This is a genomic window from Streptomyces sp. NPDC028289 (assembly GCF_055565975.1).
Window position 1 is genome coordinate 531,048 of sequence record NZ_JBVHTI010000006.1, and the last position, 14,737, is coordinate 545,784.

Genomic DNA, 14,737 nt, shown 5'->3' on the forward strand with positions numbered 1-14,737 from the left:
CGCAGCACATCGCCGGACGGGCGCGAGGCGGCCCTGAACCCTCCGTGGTCCGACGTCAGTCGAAGCGCTCCACGCGGATCCGGTGCACGGGCTGGCCCAGCCCGGCGAGCAGCCGGGAGGCGTGCTCGGCGAAGGCGTTGGAGCCGCAGACGTACGCCTCCCAGCCCCCGGCAGGAGGCCGCGCCAGGTGCGGCTCCAGATGGGCGGCCGAGAGACGGCCGGGCCGGACTCCCGGCGGGCCCGTGCGGGTGAAGACGGGGGTGGTCTCGGCCCCGTACTCGTCCGCGTAGATCAGGTCCTCCGGGGTGCGCGCCGACACCAGCAGGCGCACCGGGACGTTCAGCCGGCGCAGGCGGTGGTCGCGGACCATCGACATCAGCGGCACGACGCCGGAGCCGGCGCCGAGCAGCAGGGCCGGCCGGTCGCCGGGCCAGGCGAAGAACCCGCTGAGCGGGCCGCGCACCTCGACGGTGTCGCCGGGGCGCGCCACCGTGTGGAACCAGCCGGACACCTCGCCGCCCTCGACGTGGTCGAGGGTGAGCTCGACGTGGCCGCGGTCACCGGGCGCCGACGCGATGGAATAGTGGCGCTGCGCGACGTACCCGTCGGCAGCCGTCAGACGCAGCATCAGATGCTGGCCGGGCAGATGGCCCGCCCAGCCGGGCACGGCGAACCGGAACGTCGAGGCGCGCGGTGTCTCGCGGCGGACCTCGACGAGGCGGGCCGGCTGCCAGGTGGCCGAGGCGCGGTTGCTCACGGCGATCCGTCCCGGCACGGCGAACCGGGTCGGGGGAGCGAAGGTCCCGGGCGCGTTGTCAGTCACCGGCGTACCGCTCCTCGTTCCAGGGGTTTCCGCGGGCGTGGTAGCCGTTCTGCTCCCAGAAGCCCGGCTCGTCGTGGTCGAGGAGGCGCAGCCCCGCGATCCACTTGACGCTCTTCCAGAAGTACAGGTGGGGCACCACGAGCCGGGCCGGTCCCCCGTGTCCGGGGTCAAGCGGCTCGCCGCCGAACTCCCAGACGATCCACGCGCGTCCGCCCGTCAGATCGGACAGCGGCAGGTTCGTGGTGTATCCGGTGTGCGCGTACGCGACGGCATGCGTGGCCGAGGAGTGCGGGCGGGCGAGGTCCAGGAAGCTGTCCAGGGACGCCCCGCCGAACCTCACCCCGAACTTCGACCAGCCGGTGACGCAGTGGATGTCCCCCTCGTACACGGACCGAGGCAGCGCGTGCGCCTCGTCCCAGGACCAGGTGCGCTCCTCGGCCACCAGGCCGCCGACGCGGAACGTCCAGTCCGCGGGTGTGAGGTCGGGGGTGACCTCGGCGGACAGCACGGGCCAGGAGTCGCCCGCGTCGTACTGGCCGGGCGGCAGCCGTGGATCGCGGTCGTCGGCGCGTGAGCGTCCGGTGAAGCCCCGGGTGACGGTCATGCCAGGACCTCCAGGTCGGGCCCTGTGCCCGGGGCCGGGCGTCCCGCCGGACCGGACCGTGCGTCCAGGCCGGACCGTGCGTCCAGGCCGGACAGTGCGTCCAGGTCCGACAGGGCCTTCAGGGCGGCGGCCTCGTCGAGGGTGGTGAGCGTGCGGTCGCGCATCAGCACCCGTCCGTCGACGATCGTGTCCCGTACGTCGGAGGAGTGAGCGGCGTAGGCGAGCATCGACCACACGTCGTGGCGCGGGGTGAGATGGGGCCTGTCGAGGTCCAGCACGATCAGGTCCGCGCGCTTGCCCGCTTCCAGGGAGCCCAGTTGCGCGTCGAGGCCGAGCGCGCGGGCGCCCTCGATCGTCGCCATGCGCACGGCCTGCTCGGCGCCGACCGCCGTGGGGTCGCCGCCCGCCTTGTGCACGAGCGCGGCCTGCCGCACCGCCCCCAGCAGGTCGAGGGTGTTGGAGCTGACCGCGCCGTCGGTACCGAGCCCGACGGTCACGCCCGCACTGAGCAGCCGCGGTACGGGAGCGATGCCGCAGCCGAGCTTGAGGTTCGACACCGGGCAGTGGGCGACCGAGGTGCCGGTGCGGGCCAGCGCCATGACCTCGGGTCCCGTCAGGTCCACGGCGTGGGCGAGCAGCAGGTCGGGCCCGAGCAGCCCGAGCGAGTCCAGCAGTTCCACGGGCCGCCTGCCGTGGGCCACCTCGACCGTGGCGACCTCGACGGCGTTCTCCGCGGCATGCATGTGCAGCAACGCACCGAACTCCCGGGCCAGCGCGCCGATCTGCGTCAGCTGCTCCGGAGACAGCGTGTAGGCGGAGTGCGCGAAGAGGACGGGCCGGGTGCCGGGCCCGGCGCGCCGCGCCGCCAGATCGCGGCGGGCCCAGTCGAGGCGGTCCTCATAGGCGATGCCGTCGGCCGGGTCCGGTACGTCCATGAAGGTGGGGCCGGTGTGCAGCCGCCAGCCCGCCTCCCGCGCGGCGCGCTCGGCGGCCTCGTGGAACCAGTACATGTCCAGGGCGGAGGTCACGCCTGCCCGTACGCTCTCGGCGACCGCGACGCGGACCGCCGCGGCCACGTTCTCCGGCGACAGCAGCTCGCCCTCCCAGCGGATCACCCGTTCCAGGAACCCCTGCAGCGTCACGTCGTCGGCGCGGCCGCGCAGCAGCGTCATCGCCAGGTGGGTGTGGGTGTTGACGAGGCCGGGCATGACCAGGCAGCCGGTCGCGTCGAGGGTGTCGGCGGCGGCGTACCGGGCACGCAGTTCCTCCGCGGGGCCGACGGCCAGGATCTCGCCGTCCCGGACGGCTACCGCCCCGTCGCGTGCGAGGGTGCCGGCGTCGTCGACCGCGAGGACGTCACCGCCGTGCACGAGGAGATCGGCAGGGACGGTCACGCCTGATCCCCTTCCGAGGCAGACTCCTCCGCCAGGAGCCGCAGGGCCTCCAGAGAGACGACGGCGCCGCGCTCCACGCCCCGCACCACGACCTCGCGGTGGGGGTCGTAGTGGCCCGTCGACAAAGGTGCGCCCTCGTCGACCAGTTCGTCCGCGTTCGCGCCGTCCACGACGAGCACGCCGCCCGCGACGAGCCCGCGCAGCGAGGCGGTCACGAGCAGCGCCGACAGCTCCATCTCGATCGCGGCGAGCCCGGCCCTGTCGTACGCGTTCAGCGGGAGCAGCCCCGGCTGGAAGGCGGCCCGGGTCCACACGATGCCCCGGTGGTGCGGGGCGGCCGCCTCGTGTGCGGCGCGCCGGAGTGCGAACACCGCCTCGGGGGCGGACACGGCCGGGTACTCGGGCGGCAGCAGTTGCTGGGTCACGCCGTCGTCGCGTACGGCCGCCTCCGCGATGACGAGGTCGCCGTCCCGGATCCCGGGCTTCATCGCGCCCGCGGTGCCGAACCGCAGGAGTGTGCGGACACCGGCGTCCGCCAGCTCCTGGAAGAGCAGTATGGCGCCCGGCGCACCGACCCCGTGCGAGGCGACGGTGACCGGCAGGCCCTTCCAGCTGCCGTGGAACACCCGGTATTCGCGGTGGTGCGAGATCTCCTCGGCCCCTTCCAGCAGCGCGGCGACGGCCGCCGCGCGCGCAGGGTCGCCGACCACCAGGGCACGGGGCGGCAGGCCGGTTCGGGGTATGCGGGTGACGGGCAGCAGGTCGTTGGTCATGAAGCGACTCCGGAAGGTCCGGTGGAACGGGCGGAACGGGTAAGACGGGTGGTACGCGGGGTGCGGCCGCGGCGCCGGGCGGTGGTGAGGAACAGAGCGCCCAGGGTGACGACGTACGGCGCGGCGTCGGTCGCCTGCTGGGGCAGGCCGAGGCCCTGGAGGCGGAAGCCCGCGGCCTCCGCGATGCCGAACAGCAGCGCGGCGAGCAGCACGCCGAGCGGCATCGCGCGGCCGAGCATGACGGCCACGACGGCGATCCAGCCACGGCCGGCCGTCATGTTCTCGGAGAACAACGTGACGTTGCCGAGGGCGAGTTGTGCTCCGGCGAGCCCGCACAGCACCCCGGACAGGAGCACCGCCGCGTACTTGTGGCGGGCCGGGTTCACGCCGAGCGTCGCCGCGGCGTCCGCAGCCTCGCCGACACCGCGCAGCCGCAGCCCCCAGACGTGCCGGGACAGCAGCACGGCGGCGACCACGACGGCGGCCCACGCCACATATGTCAGCGGCGAGAAGCCTCCGACGACCGGGAGCCCGGCGAGGCTCGGGTCGTCGAAGGTGCCCTGCACCCCGAAGACCGTGCGGAGCAGGAAGCTGGTCAGGCCCGCGGCGAGGAGGTTCATGGCCACGCCGAGGACCACCGCGTCACCGCGCAGCGTGACCGTACCCACGGCGAGGACGAGTGAGTACGCGGCGGACGCGAGGGCGGCCGCCAGCACACCGAGCCACGGGCTGCCGGTGAACCAGCTGGTGGACACGGCGGTGAAGCAGCCCACGAGCATCAGGCCCTCGAGGCTGATGTTGAAGACGCCCGCGCGCTCGCACAGTGCGCCGCCGAGCGCGGCCAACAGGATCGGGGTGAGCGCGCGCAGCACGGACATGACGAAGTCGGAGTCGAAGAACATCAGGCCGGCTCCCCCTGGGCGACGGGCTCCCGGTCGGCTGCCGCCACGCGTCTGCGCGGGAGACGCAGCCGGGCCGCGAGAAAGACGATGACGACGGCCTGCAGCACCTGGGTCAGCTCGCGCGGCACCTCGGTGGTGCGCTCCATGGCGAGGCCGCCGACCTGCAGCACGGCGAAGAAGAACGACGCGAGGACCGTGCCCAGCGGGGCGGCCGACGCGAGGAGCGCTGCGGTCAGGCCCGTCCAGGTGTAGCCGGGCGAGGTGAGCGAGCCGTCGAGGAACCGGTACGGGAAGCTCAGCACGCCGATCGCGCCCACGAGCCCGGCCAGCGCCCCGGAGGTCGCCGTCAGGCGCAGCGTCAGCCCCTGGCGGTCCACGCCCGCGTAGGCGGTGAAGCGGGAGTTGAGGCCGGTCATCCGGATCTCGTAGCCGACGGCCGTGCGGGAGTCGGTGAACCAGTACGCGGCCGCGCCGAGCGCCACCAGCAACAGCCCCACCGTCACGGTCGACGAACCGAAGGCGGGCAGCGCCACGCCCGCGGGCAGTTGCCGCGTCTGCGGCAGGCTGGAACCCGCCTCCTTGAGCGGATAACGGGCCAGATAGGAGGCCAGGCTGACCGCCGGATAGCTGAGCAACAGGCTGCTCACCAGGAGCGGAACCCCGAGGCGGTTCTCGCACAGCGCCGCGAGCGCGGCGTACGCGCCGCCGGCCGCCATCCCGGCGAGCAGCGCGAGCACCACGGTGAGGGACGGGGGCAGCGGCGAGTACAGCCCGGTGACGGCGGCGGTGATCCCGCCCAGCACCATCTGCCCGTCGCCGCCGAGGTTGATGAGCCCGGCGCGCAGCGGGACGGCCAGCGCGAGCGCCATTCCCAGCACACTGGTGAGGGTGGTCAGCGTCGCGCCGATCCCGTCGGCCCCGAGCGATCCCGTGACGACGGCGCCGTACGCCGCGAACGGATCGGCGCCGGTGCCGACGAGGAACAGCGCGCCGATGACGACCCCGGCGAGCAGGGAGAAGACGACGGGGGAGCGCAGCGCCTTCGATGCCCACGTCACGTCCGGTATGCGGGCCATGTCAGTCCTCGTCTCCGTCCTGCACGGCGGCGGGCCGCTGCGCCGTGCCGCCGGCCATCGCCAGGCCGAGCGTGCGTTCGTCCGCCGAGTCCTTCGGGTACGCGGCCGTGACCCGGCCCTCGTACATCACCAGGACCCGGTCCGAGAGCCCGCGGATCTCGCTGAGCTCGGCCGAGACCAGCAGGACGGCATGGCCCGCGTCGCGGTAGGCGACTATCTGGTCGTGGATGTTCTGGATGGCACCGATGTCGACGCCCCGGGTGGGCTGCTCGACCAACAGCAGCGGGGCGTCGTGGGCTAGTTCGCGTCCGATCAGCAGCTTCTGCAGGTTGCCGCCGGAGAGCGTCGCCGCGGGCAGTCCGGGCGTGGCCGCCTTGATGCCGAAGCGTTCGACGAGACGCCGCGCGTGGGCGCGTACGGCCGCGCGCGGCAGCAGACCGCGCCGGGCGGACAGCGCCGTGCGGTGGTGGCCCATCGCCAGGTTGTCCGCGACGGACGCGGCGGGGGCGGTGCCCACCGCGTGCCGGTCCTCGGGCACGTAGGCGAGGCCTGCGGCGCGGTGCCCGGCCGCCGAGGCGTGCGTGACGTCCCGGCCGCAGAGGGTGACCCGGCCGGCGGTGACCCGGCGCAGCCCGGCCAGTGCCTCGACGAGCTCGCTCTGGCCGTTGCCCGCGACGCCCGCGACACCCACGATCTCGCCCGCGCGGACCGTCAGGTCGACGTCGCGTACGGCGCCGCCCGCGCTGAGCCCGGTGACGTCGAGCACGACGTCCCCGGGGGCGCCGGGTGCGTGCACGCGGTCCAGGTCCACCGAGCGGCCGGTCATCGCCGCCGCGATCTCGTCGGCGGTGGTCTCGGCGGTACGCAACCGTGCGGCGACCCGGCCGTCGCGCAGGACCGTGACGTTGTCGCTGACCTCCAGCACTTCGCGCAGCTTGTGCGTCACGAGGATCACCGTGCGGCCCTGCGCGGCGAGTGACTTGAGCACGGCGAACAGGGCGTCGGCCTCGGCCGGCGTGAGCACCGCGGTCGGTTCGTCGAGGATGAGGGTGCGGGCGCCGCGGTGGAGCAGCTTCAGGATCTCCACGCGCTGCCGCAGCCCCACCGGCAGGTCGCCGACCCGGGCGTCCGGATCGACGAAGAGGCCGTGCTCCTCGGCGAGTTCGCGTACGCGGCTGCGCGCGGCGGCCCGGTCCACGAACCCGAACCGGCGCGGCTCGGCCGCGTAGACGACGTTCTCGGCGACGGTCAGCGAGTCGAACAGCTTGAAGCTCTGGTGGACCATTCCGAGCCCGGCGGCCATCGCGTCCCCCGGGTCACCGAAGGACACCTCGCGCCCGTCGATGCGCACGGAACCGGCGTCGGGCCGCTCCATCCCGTACAGCACCGACATCAGCGTGGACTTGCCGGCGCCGTTCTCACCCATCAGGGCGTGGATCTCGCCGCGCCGGACGGTCAGGTCGACGGCGTCGTTGGCGAGCGTGCCGGGGAACCGCTTGGTGATGCCCCGCAGTTCCACGGCGGCGCCGCCTCCGGCCGGGGCCTGGACGGCCCCGGCCGGACGGTCACCTGGCTGCGGGGTCATCGACCGTCAGCTCACCGGAGACTATCTGGTCACGCAGCGCCTTGACCTTGGTCAGGACGTCCTTGTGCTGGGCGATCACGCACTTGGACGAGTCGACGCCGGCCTCCAGCCCCGTCAGGCCGATGCCGCCCTCCTTCAGGCCGTACGACACGGTCGTGCCCGTCTTGCCGCCCAGGACCGCCTCGACGCCCTTCTCCACGGCGACGTCCGTGCGCTTGATCACGTTGTCGACGACGGTGCCGGGCGCCGACGGGCACTGGTTGACGTCGACGCCGTACGCGAAGGCGCCCTTGGCCTTCGCGGCCTCGAAGACGCCGTAGTTGCCGGCCGCGGCGGCTGCCATGATCTGGTCGTAGCCCTTGGACAGCAGGGTGTTCGCCTGCTCCTTGGCGCGGGCGGAGTCGTCGAAGGGGGACTGGCCGCCGACGAAGCGGGTGGACGTCGCGGTCTTCGCGGCGACCTTCCTGGCGCCGGCCGCGAACGGGTCGCTGTAGCGGCGGAACTGGGGGGTGTCGAGCACGTCCACCGCACCGACCCTGCCCGACTTGCTGAGCAGGCCCGCCTCGGCGCCCGCGAGGTAGACGGCCTCGTGCTCGCGGAAGACCGCGCAACTGACGTTCTTGTACGTCTTCGTGGTGCACGCGTCGACCATCAGGAACTGCTGCTTCGGGTTCTTCCCGGCCTGCTGCGCGACGATGTCGGCGAACTCGAAGCCGACCACTACGACGACGTCGGGCTTGGCGTCGACGGCGGCCTGGACGTTCTGCTGCTGGGAGGCGGTGTCCGTGGACTCGTAGACCTTCGAGGTCCCGTCGTGCTGCTTCGCCGCGTCCTTGATGCCGGTGACGGCGAGCTTCAGGAACTCGTTCTCGCCGACGGAGTCCGGGGTGACGAGGGTGAAGGACTTGCCCCTGCCGCCCGCGGAGGCGGACGTGCCGTCCTTCTCGGCGGCCGCGTTGCAGGCGCCGGCGAGGAGGACGGTGCCGGCGGCGAGCGCGGTCAGCTGGAGGGTACGGCGGTGTCTGCGGTACATCGGGGGACCTTCCGGATACGGCAAGGCGCGCTCGACGGTGGGCGCGTGAGAGTGGGTGATCGGGCGACGGTGTGCTGAGGGGGACGGGTCAGCAGTGACAGCAGTCGCCGGTACAACGGCCGAAGTCGAGGAACAGGCGCCGGGTGAGCAGTGGCATCTGTCCTCCTTCGTCGTCTCGTCCCGCGGAATGGGGGTATCGGCCCGTGGAATGCGGGTGCTGGACTGTAACACCCGGATCCGACCAACCGCCCATCCGTCTCGAACTGTGGTTCTCCCAGGTCATGTACGGTGGCAAGCGCTGTCAGAACATCAGGAGTGTCCCGATATGTCCAAGGAACTGCGTGCCGTCGACTGGACGGGAACCGGCCTCACGCTCATAGACCAGACCCGGCTGCCGCATCACACCGAGACCGTGGACGTCCGGGATGTGGACACCCTGGTCGACGCGATCCAGCGGCTCGTGGTGCGCGGCGCACCCGCGATCGGCGCCGCGGGCGCCTACGGAGTCGCCCTCGCCCTGCTCGAAGGGGAGCGGGAGGGCTGGAGCGAGGCACAGGTACGCAAGGCCGTGGCCCGCATCCGCGAGGCCCGCCCGACCGCGGTCAACCTGATGGTGTGCGTGGACCGGGTCATGGCCCGCTTCGCCGAGGGCCTCGGTGCCGTGCTGGAAGAAGCCGCCGCCGTCCAGCGCGAGGACGTCGAGGCCAACCGCGCGATGGGCGCGTACGGCGCCGACTGGCTGCTGAAGAAGGTCGGCGGGGACCGGCCGCTGCGGATCCTCACCCACTGCAACACCGGCGCGCTGGCGACGGCCGGCTGGGGCACGGCGCTCGGCGTCATCCGCGAACTCCACGCGCGCGGAAGCCTGGAGGTCGTCCACGCCGACGAGACGCGCCCCCTGCTCCAGGGCTCCCGGCTGACAGCCTGGGAACTCGTCCAGGAGGGCATCCCGCACTACGTCCAGGCCGACGCGGCCGCCGCCGGGACCATTCTGCGCGGCGAGGTCGACGCGGCGGTCGTCGGCGCCGACCGGATCGCGGCCAACGGCGACACGGCCAACAAGGTGGGCACGGTGGGCGTGGCCCTCGCCTGTGCCTACGCCGGGATCCCGTTCCTGGTGGCGGCACCGACGACCACGGTCGACCTGTCGACGCCGACGGGCGACGGCATCCACATCGAACTCCGCGGCGAGGACGAGGTGCTGGAGTGGGCGGGCGTCCGCACCGCTCCGGCCGAGTCGCGCGGCCACAACCCGGCGTTCGACGTGACGCCGGGCCGGCTGGTCACGGGTCTGGTGACCGAGCGGGGCGTGCTGGAGGTGGCGGCGGGGGAGCTGCCCGGTGACCGGCTGCGCTGAACGTGCCGAAGGCCACGGTCGACCGACCGTGGCCTTCGTTCCTCGCGCCTCTCGACCCGACTCGGCTCAACGTCGCGTCAGCTCCAACTCCAGCAGCCATTCCACGACTTCGGTGTGGTGCCGGGCCTGGCGCGGATCGGCGCCCCACACGTACAGTCCGTGCCCGGCGACGACCACCGCCGGCATCCGCGGCTCCCGCGCCGCCTCCAGCCGGTCTCCGAGCACCTTCATGTCCTGGCTGTTGCCGATGACCGGCAGCGTCACCTCGACGTCATGGGCCGGCTGTCCGACGCCCTTGAGCATCTCCAGGTCCTTGAAGACGATCCCGCCGGGCTGCCGGTGCCCCATCGCCACCGACGCAACGGTGTGCACGTGCACCACAGCGCCCGCGCCGGTCAGCGCGGCCACGCGCGCATGCAGCTCGGCCTCCGCCGACGGCTTGCCCCCGCCCACGGCGGCGCCCGCTCCGTCGACCAGCACCACGTCGGCGGGCGTCAGTTCGCCCTTGTCGTGGCCGCTCGCGGTGACCGCGAGGAGCAGCGGGTCGCGGGAGAGCACCACGGAGAGGTTGCCGGACGTGCCGCGCATCCAGCCGAAGGAGGCGAACCGGGCGGACTCGGCTGCGAGGACCGCCCCCGCCTCCCGGAGGTCGGCTGCGGTGATGTCGTCGCTCACGTGGTGCTCCCGGTCGTGCTGATGCTGATCTCGTCGAACGTCCCCGCCTGCCTGTGGTCGCCGACGCCCTGCTGGAAGAACGGCTCTCCGGGGCGCCGGATCCCGACGGTGTGCCAGCCCGCGGCACGGGCCGCGTCCAGTTCGCCGGGCCGGTCGGAGAGGAACAGGAACCGTGCGGGCGCGAGGCCCGCCGACTCCGCGATACGGCGGTAGGACGCCGGCTCCTGTTTGGGACCGGCGTTCTCGGTGTCGTAGAGGCCGGAGACCAGCGGGAGCAGGTCGCCCTCGGGGGTCGAGGAGAACCACGCCCGCTGGGCCGCCACCGAGCCGGACGAGTAGACGTACAGGCGCAGACCCGCCGCGTGCCAGGCGCGCAGGGCCGGTACGACGTCGTCGTAGAAATGCGAGACGAGGTCGCCGCGGGCGAAGCCCTCGGACCAGATGAGGCCCTGGAGGGTCTTCAACGGGGTCGCCTTGCGGTCCTCGTCGAGCCAGGCGTTCAGCGTCTTCTCGACCTCGGCCGCGTCGGCGTGCGGGTCCCCGGTCAGCTCGCGCACCTGCGCGAGGGCCCGTGCCACCTCCGGATCACCGTTTCGCTCGGAGAGCAGTGCAGCGAACCGGGAGCGCGAGTACGGGTACAGCACGTCCACGACGAAGCCCGTGGCGCTCGTGGTGCCCTCGATGTCGAGCACCACGGCGTCCACGTCGAAGCGGAGGGCCGGGTCGGGCAGGCTCACGCGGCGCCCTTGTCGGCCTCGTACCCCGCCGCGATCGTGTCGTAGTCCGGGAAGCGGGCGGAGATGGGCGAACCGGTGAAGTTGCCGATCCAGCCGTCCTCCTCGTGGAAGAAGCGGATCGCGGTGAACGACGGCTTCGTGCCCATGTCGAACCAGTGTGTGGTGCCGCGCGGCACGCCCAGCAGGTCGCCCTTCTCGCAGAAGACCGCGTGCACCTCCCCGTTCACGTGCAGGTAGAAGATGCCGGAGCCGGAGACGAAGAAGCGGACCTCGTCATCGTCGTCGTGGGTGTGCTCCTGCAGGAACTTCTCCCGGGCGGCCTTCGCCTTGGCCGGGTACTCGGGGTCGTCGCCGGGGTGCAGACCGAGGACGTCGACGGTGGTGAAGCCCTCCTCGGCGTTCAGCTTGTCGATCTCGGGGCCGTACGCGGCGAACACGGTCTTGCTGTCGGCGTCGAAGGGCACGTCCTCGCGGATCGGCCACTGCTCGTAGCGCACGCCGAGGGGCCTGAGCGCCTCTGCGATCTCGGCGGGGTCCGAGGTGCGGCGGATCTGGGTCTCGGGGCCGGATTCGGACCACGTGGTCAGCAGCGTCATGGGAGCAACTCCAAGAGAGACGAAGGGTGTCCGGATAGTGAGACGCACCGGGCGGGCGAAGAGGGGGGGCGTCGGAGGCGGTGCGGCAGCGGCCGGCGGCGGATCAGTCGCGACAGCGCGCGCCGGTACAGCGCCCCATGCCCAGCATGGCCGCCGTGTTCGCGCAGGATGTCGTCATCGGAGCCTCACCGTGCCGGGTCGGATGCCGCCACCGTGATGGTAACGCCAGGTCGCGCGGCCGCCGGCTGTGACCCAGTCGTTGTCTCACCTTTTGAGAAACCGCTTCCCGCCCTTTGACGAGTGGCCGAAATCGTTCTCATGATCTGCCTATGAAGACGCTGCTGCTCGTGCGGCGGCTGTACGTGGACCTGCTCCGGTCGACCACGGCCAGCTGTCGCTGACCTCTCCCGGAGCCCCCGCACGCCCGTCGCACGGGCGCCTGCCACGTGCCGCGCAGTGCCGCGCTCTCGTTCCCGCTCCGGTCCGCCGTCCTCCTTTCCCGCGTCGTCGCGCCCCCTTTTTCTCGCACCACCCCTTGCACCTGGAGCCTTTCATGTCCCGTGTCCGCCTGCCTCTCGCCGCGCTCTCGCTGGCGTCCGTCTCCGCCCTGGTCCTCTCCGGCTGCTCGCAGTCCTCGGACGCCTCCACCAAGACGGGCAGCGACACCGCCGCCTCGGCCTCGGCCGCCACCGGCAAGAAGCCCGCCCCGTTCAGCAAGGGCACCGTCAAGGTCGCGCTGGTCCGGCAGAGCGGTGCCGGTGACTACTTCGAGCAGTGGGGCAACGGCGCCAAGGCCCAGGCCAAGGCCCTCGGTATCGACCTGACGGTGTACGACGCCCAGGCCGACAACGCCAAGCAGGCCACCGACCTCTCGTCCGCCATCAACTCCGGCGCACAGGCGATCATCATCGACCACGGGTTCCCGGCGACCATCCAGCCGGAGATCGACCAGGCCGTGAAGAAGGGCATCAAGGTCGTCGTGTACGACGTCGACCAGAGCAACAAGTCCGTCGTCAGCACCGAGCAGGACGACGCCAGCATGGCGCAGGCCGTCCTCGACGTCATGGCCAAGACGGTCGGCAAGAACACCAAGGTCGGCTACGTGAACGTGGCCGGCTACGCCGCCCTCGACAAGCGCGACACGGTCTGGAAGAAGGCACTCACCGCCAACGGCTGGACCCAGGAGTTCAAGGTCGGCAAGGTCACCGACTCGACCGCCACCGACAACGTCCCGCTGGTCTCCGCCGCGCTGACCCAGCACTCCGACGTGACGGGCGTCTTCGCGCCCTACGACGAGCTGGCCAAGGGCACCGTCCTCGCCGTGCAGAACAAGAAGCTCCAGGGCAAGGTGAAGGTCTTCGGTGCGGACGTCTCCAACGCCGACATCCAGAACATGACGGCCGCCGGCAGCCCGTGGGTCGCCACCGCCGGCACCGACCCGTCCGCCGTGGGCGCGGCCGTGGTCCGCACGGCCGCGCTGGAGCTGGCCGGTCAGCTGAACGCGTCCTCGGTCGAGTTCCCGGCCGTCGCCATCACCCGGGACTTCCTGGTCAAGAACAAGATCGGGAACATGGACCAGCTGCGCACCGCCCTGCCCGCACTGAACCTCTCCAAGGTCAGCACCGCGGACTGGATCCCCAATGTCGCCCACTGAGACGGCTCCTGAGGGGCCGCCCGCGGTCGGCCTGACGGACGTCAGCATGGCGTTCGGCGGCAAGACGGTGCTCGCCGGCGTCTCGCTCGACATCGCCCCGGGCAGCGTGGTCGCGCTGCTCGGGGCGAACGGCGCCGGCAAGTCCACGCTGATCAAGATCCTGTCGGGCGTGCACCCCGGGCACGGCGGTGAGGTGCGGGTCGCCGGGGGGCCAGTGGCTCTCCCGTCGCCGCTCGCCGCCCGCCAGTTGGGCATCCAGACCGTCCACCAGCGCATCGGGGAGGGCATCGTGCCCGGCCTCAGCGTGGCCGAGAACCTGGTCTTCGAGGAGCTGGCACAGAGGCGCGGCAACCCGTTCCTGAGCGGCGCCCGCACCCTGGCCCGTGCCCGCGAGATCCAGGCGGGCCTCGGCCTGGACTGGAGCGACGCGGTCCTGCGCCAGGACGTCGCCGAACTCGGCATCTCCGACCGCCAGTTGCTGATCCTCGCCCGCGCCCTGGCCACCCGCCCCCGTCTCCTGATCCTCGACGAACCCACCTCCGCGCTCTCGGCGGCCGAGGCCGAACGCCTCTTCGCGCTGGTCGAGATGATGCGCGACGACGGCATCGCGGTGCTCTACGTCTCCCACCGTCTCGGCGAGATCGACGCCCTCGCCGACCGGCTGGTGGTGCTGCGCGACGGCCGTCTCACCGAGGACCAGACCAGGCCCTTCGACTGGGACGCCGCCCTGCGCGCGATGCTCGCCCAGGCGCAGGAGGCTCAGACGGCGCGCCCCGTCCGCGAGGGCGACCAGGGCGAGGTCGCCCTCTCGCTGCGCGGAGTCCGGCTCTTCGACGGCCGCGCGCCGCTCGACCTCGACCTGCGCACGGGGGAGGTCACCGGTGTCGTCGGCCTGCTGGGCGCGGGCAAGACCGAGCTGGCCCGCGGCCTGTTCGGCGCCGAGCCCTTCCGGACCGGGACCCTCGCGCTGGACGGCAGGGCCTACGCGCCCCGCCGCCCGGCCGACGCCATCCGGGCCGGCGTCCACCTGGTCCCCGAGGACCGGCACGCCGACGCGCTGGTCCCGGGCTGGTCGGTGGCGCAGAACATCTCGCTGCCGTTCCTCAGGTCCCTCTCCCTCGCGGGCCTGGTGAACCGCTCCCGCGAGGACGCCCTGGGCCGCGCCGCCATCGACGCCCTCGGTGTCGTCACCCGCGACGAGCACAGCACCGTGGAGGAGCTGTCCGGCGGCAACCAGCAGAAAGTGGTCGTCGGCCGCTGGCTGGCCGAGACCCCCCGCGTCCTCATCCTGGACGAGCCGTTCCGCGGTGTGGACATCGGTGCCCGCCGCGACATCGGCCGCCGCGCCCGCGCCCTGGCCGCCGAGGGCGCGGCCGTCCTGGTCCTGTCCGCCGACGTCGACGAGATCCTGGAGATCGCCGACCGGGTCGTCGTCCTCGCGGCCGGCGAGGTTCACCTGGACGCGTACGGCGAGGACGCGGAGCGCGACCGCGTGATCCAGACCATCGCCGGGTCCGTCTGAGCCCCC

Annotated in this window: 14 protein-coding genes; 3 read left to right on the forward strand and 11 right to left on the reverse strand. The window is 72.6% G+C overall.

The features are described from left to right. Nucleotides 1–55: 55 nt before the first annotated feature. The 8 genes from ACZ4UV_RS31670 to ACZ4UV_RS31705 are packed head-to-tail and all read right to left on the reverse strand — an operon-like array spanning nucleotide 56 to nucleotide 8,190. Nucleotides 56–823: a ferredoxin reductase gene (locus ACZ4UV_RS31670; protein ID WP_467842466.1), complete on the reverse strand. Its 768-nt coding sequence runs from the start codon at nucleotides 821–823 to the stop codon at nucleotides 56–58. Continuing rightward, on the reverse strand, nucleotides 816–1,427 hold the full coding sequence (locus ACZ4UV_RS31675; protein ID WP_451017925.1) for a sulfite oxidase-like oxidoreductase: 612 nt from the start codon (nucleotides 1,425–1,427) through the stop codon (nucleotides 816–818). Before ACZ4UV_RS31675 ends, ACZ4UV_RS31670 begins: the two co-directional genes overlap by 8 nt. Further along, nucleotides 1,424–2,821 (reverse strand): amidohydrolase, encoded by a 1,398-nt coding sequence (locus ACZ4UV_RS31680; RefSeq protein ID WP_467842469.1) that lies wholly within the window; start codon nucleotides 2,819–2,821, stop codon nucleotides 1,424–1,426. Before ACZ4UV_RS31680 ends, ACZ4UV_RS31675 begins: the two co-directional genes overlap by 4 nt. Continuing rightward, nucleotides 2,818–3,594, reverse strand: coding sequence for a phosphorylase family protein (locus ACZ4UV_RS31685; RefSeq protein ID WP_451017923.1), 777 nt, complete (start codon nucleotides 3,592–3,594; stop codon nucleotides 2,818–2,820). Before ACZ4UV_RS31685 ends, ACZ4UV_RS31680 begins: the two co-directional genes overlap by 4 nt. After that, entirely contained in the window at nucleotides 3,591–4,496 is a 906-nt protein-coding gene (locus tag ACZ4UV_RS31690; RefSeq protein WP_467842473.1) for an ABC transporter permease, read from the reverse strand. Before ACZ4UV_RS31690 ends, ACZ4UV_RS31685 begins: the two co-directional genes overlap by 4 nt. Beyond that, nucleotides 4,496–5,572 (reverse strand): ABC transporter permease, encoded by a 1,077-nt coding sequence (locus ACZ4UV_RS31695; RefSeq protein ID WP_451017921.1) that lies wholly within the window; start codon nucleotides 5,570–5,572, stop codon nucleotides 4,496–4,498. Before ACZ4UV_RS31695 ends, ACZ4UV_RS31690 begins: the two co-directional genes overlap by 1 nt. Nucleotide 5,573: 1 nt before the next feature. Further along, a complete protein-coding gene (locus tag ACZ4UV_RS31700; protein ID WP_467842476.1) occupies nucleotides 5,574–7,157 on the reverse strand; it encodes an ABC transporter ATP-binding protein in 1,584 nt (527 codons plus the stop codon). Beyond that, nucleotides 7,138–8,190: a BMP family ABC transporter substrate-binding protein gene (locus tag ACZ4UV_RS31705; protein WP_467842478.1), complete on the reverse strand. Its 1,053-nt coding sequence runs from the start codon at nucleotides 8,188–8,190 to the stop codon at nucleotides 7,138–7,140. The genes ACZ4UV_RS31700 and ACZ4UV_RS31705 overlap by 20 nt, the downstream gene beginning before the upstream one ends. Before the next feature lie 325 nt (nucleotides 8,191–8,515). Here ACZ4UV_RS31705 and mtnA point away from each other — a divergent pair, with 325 nt between their 5' ends. Then, nucleotides 8,516–9,547 carry an S-methyl-5-thioribose-1-phosphate isomerase gene (gene mtnA, locus ACZ4UV_RS31710; RefSeq protein WP_451018122.1) on the forward strand — a complete coding sequence of 344 codons (1,032 nt, stop codon included), beginning with the start codon at nucleotides 8,516–8,518 and terminating at the stop codon, nucleotides 9,545–9,547. Between the two features lie 66 nt (nucleotides 9,548–9,613). Here the strand turns inward: mtnA and mtnB are convergent, their stop codons facing one another. From mtnB to ACZ4UV_RS31725, 3 genes are read right to left on the reverse strand one after another with little or no spacing between them, the layout of a single operon-like run. After that, nucleotides 9,614–10,222, reverse strand: coding sequence for a methylthioribulose 1-phosphate dehydratase (gene mtnB / locus ACZ4UV_RS31715; RefSeq protein WP_467842482.1), 609 nt, complete (start codon nucleotides 10,220–10,222; stop codon nucleotides 9,614–9,616). Then, nucleotides 10,219–10,959, reverse strand: a complete 741-nt coding sequence (gene mtnC, locus ACZ4UV_RS31720) for an acireductone synthase (RefSeq protein WP_451018120.1) — start codon at nucleotides 10,957–10,959, stop codon at nucleotides 10,219–10,221. The genes mtnB and mtnC overlap by 4 nt, the downstream gene beginning before the upstream one ends. After that, nucleotides 10,956–11,555, reverse strand: a complete 600-nt coding sequence (locus ACZ4UV_RS31725) for a 1,2-dihydroxy-3-keto-5-methylthiopentene dioxygenase (protein WP_451018119.1) — start codon at nucleotides 11,553–11,555, stop codon at nucleotides 10,956–10,958. Before ACZ4UV_RS31725 ends, mtnC begins: the two co-directional genes overlap by 4 nt. A 553-nt stretch (nucleotides 11,556–12,108) precedes the next feature. On the opposite strand from ACZ4UV_RS31725, the gene ACZ4UV_RS31730 reads away from it, so the two are divergent. Together ACZ4UV_RS31730 and ACZ4UV_RS31735 are read left to right on the forward strand one after the other, a co-directional pair. Then, nucleotides 12,109–13,209 (forward strand): substrate-binding domain-containing protein, encoded by a 1,101-nt coding sequence (locus tag ACZ4UV_RS31730; protein WP_451018118.1) that lies wholly within the window; start codon nucleotides 12,109–12,111, stop codon nucleotides 13,207–13,209. Then, nucleotides 13,196–14,731, forward strand: a complete 1,536-nt coding sequence (locus tag ACZ4UV_RS31735) for a sugar ABC transporter ATP-binding protein (RefSeq protein WP_451018117.1) — start codon at nucleotides 13,196–13,198, stop codon at nucleotides 14,729–14,731. The genes ACZ4UV_RS31730 and ACZ4UV_RS31735 overlap by 14 nt, the downstream gene beginning before the upstream one ends. Nucleotides 14,732–14,737 lie beyond the last annotated feature (6 nt).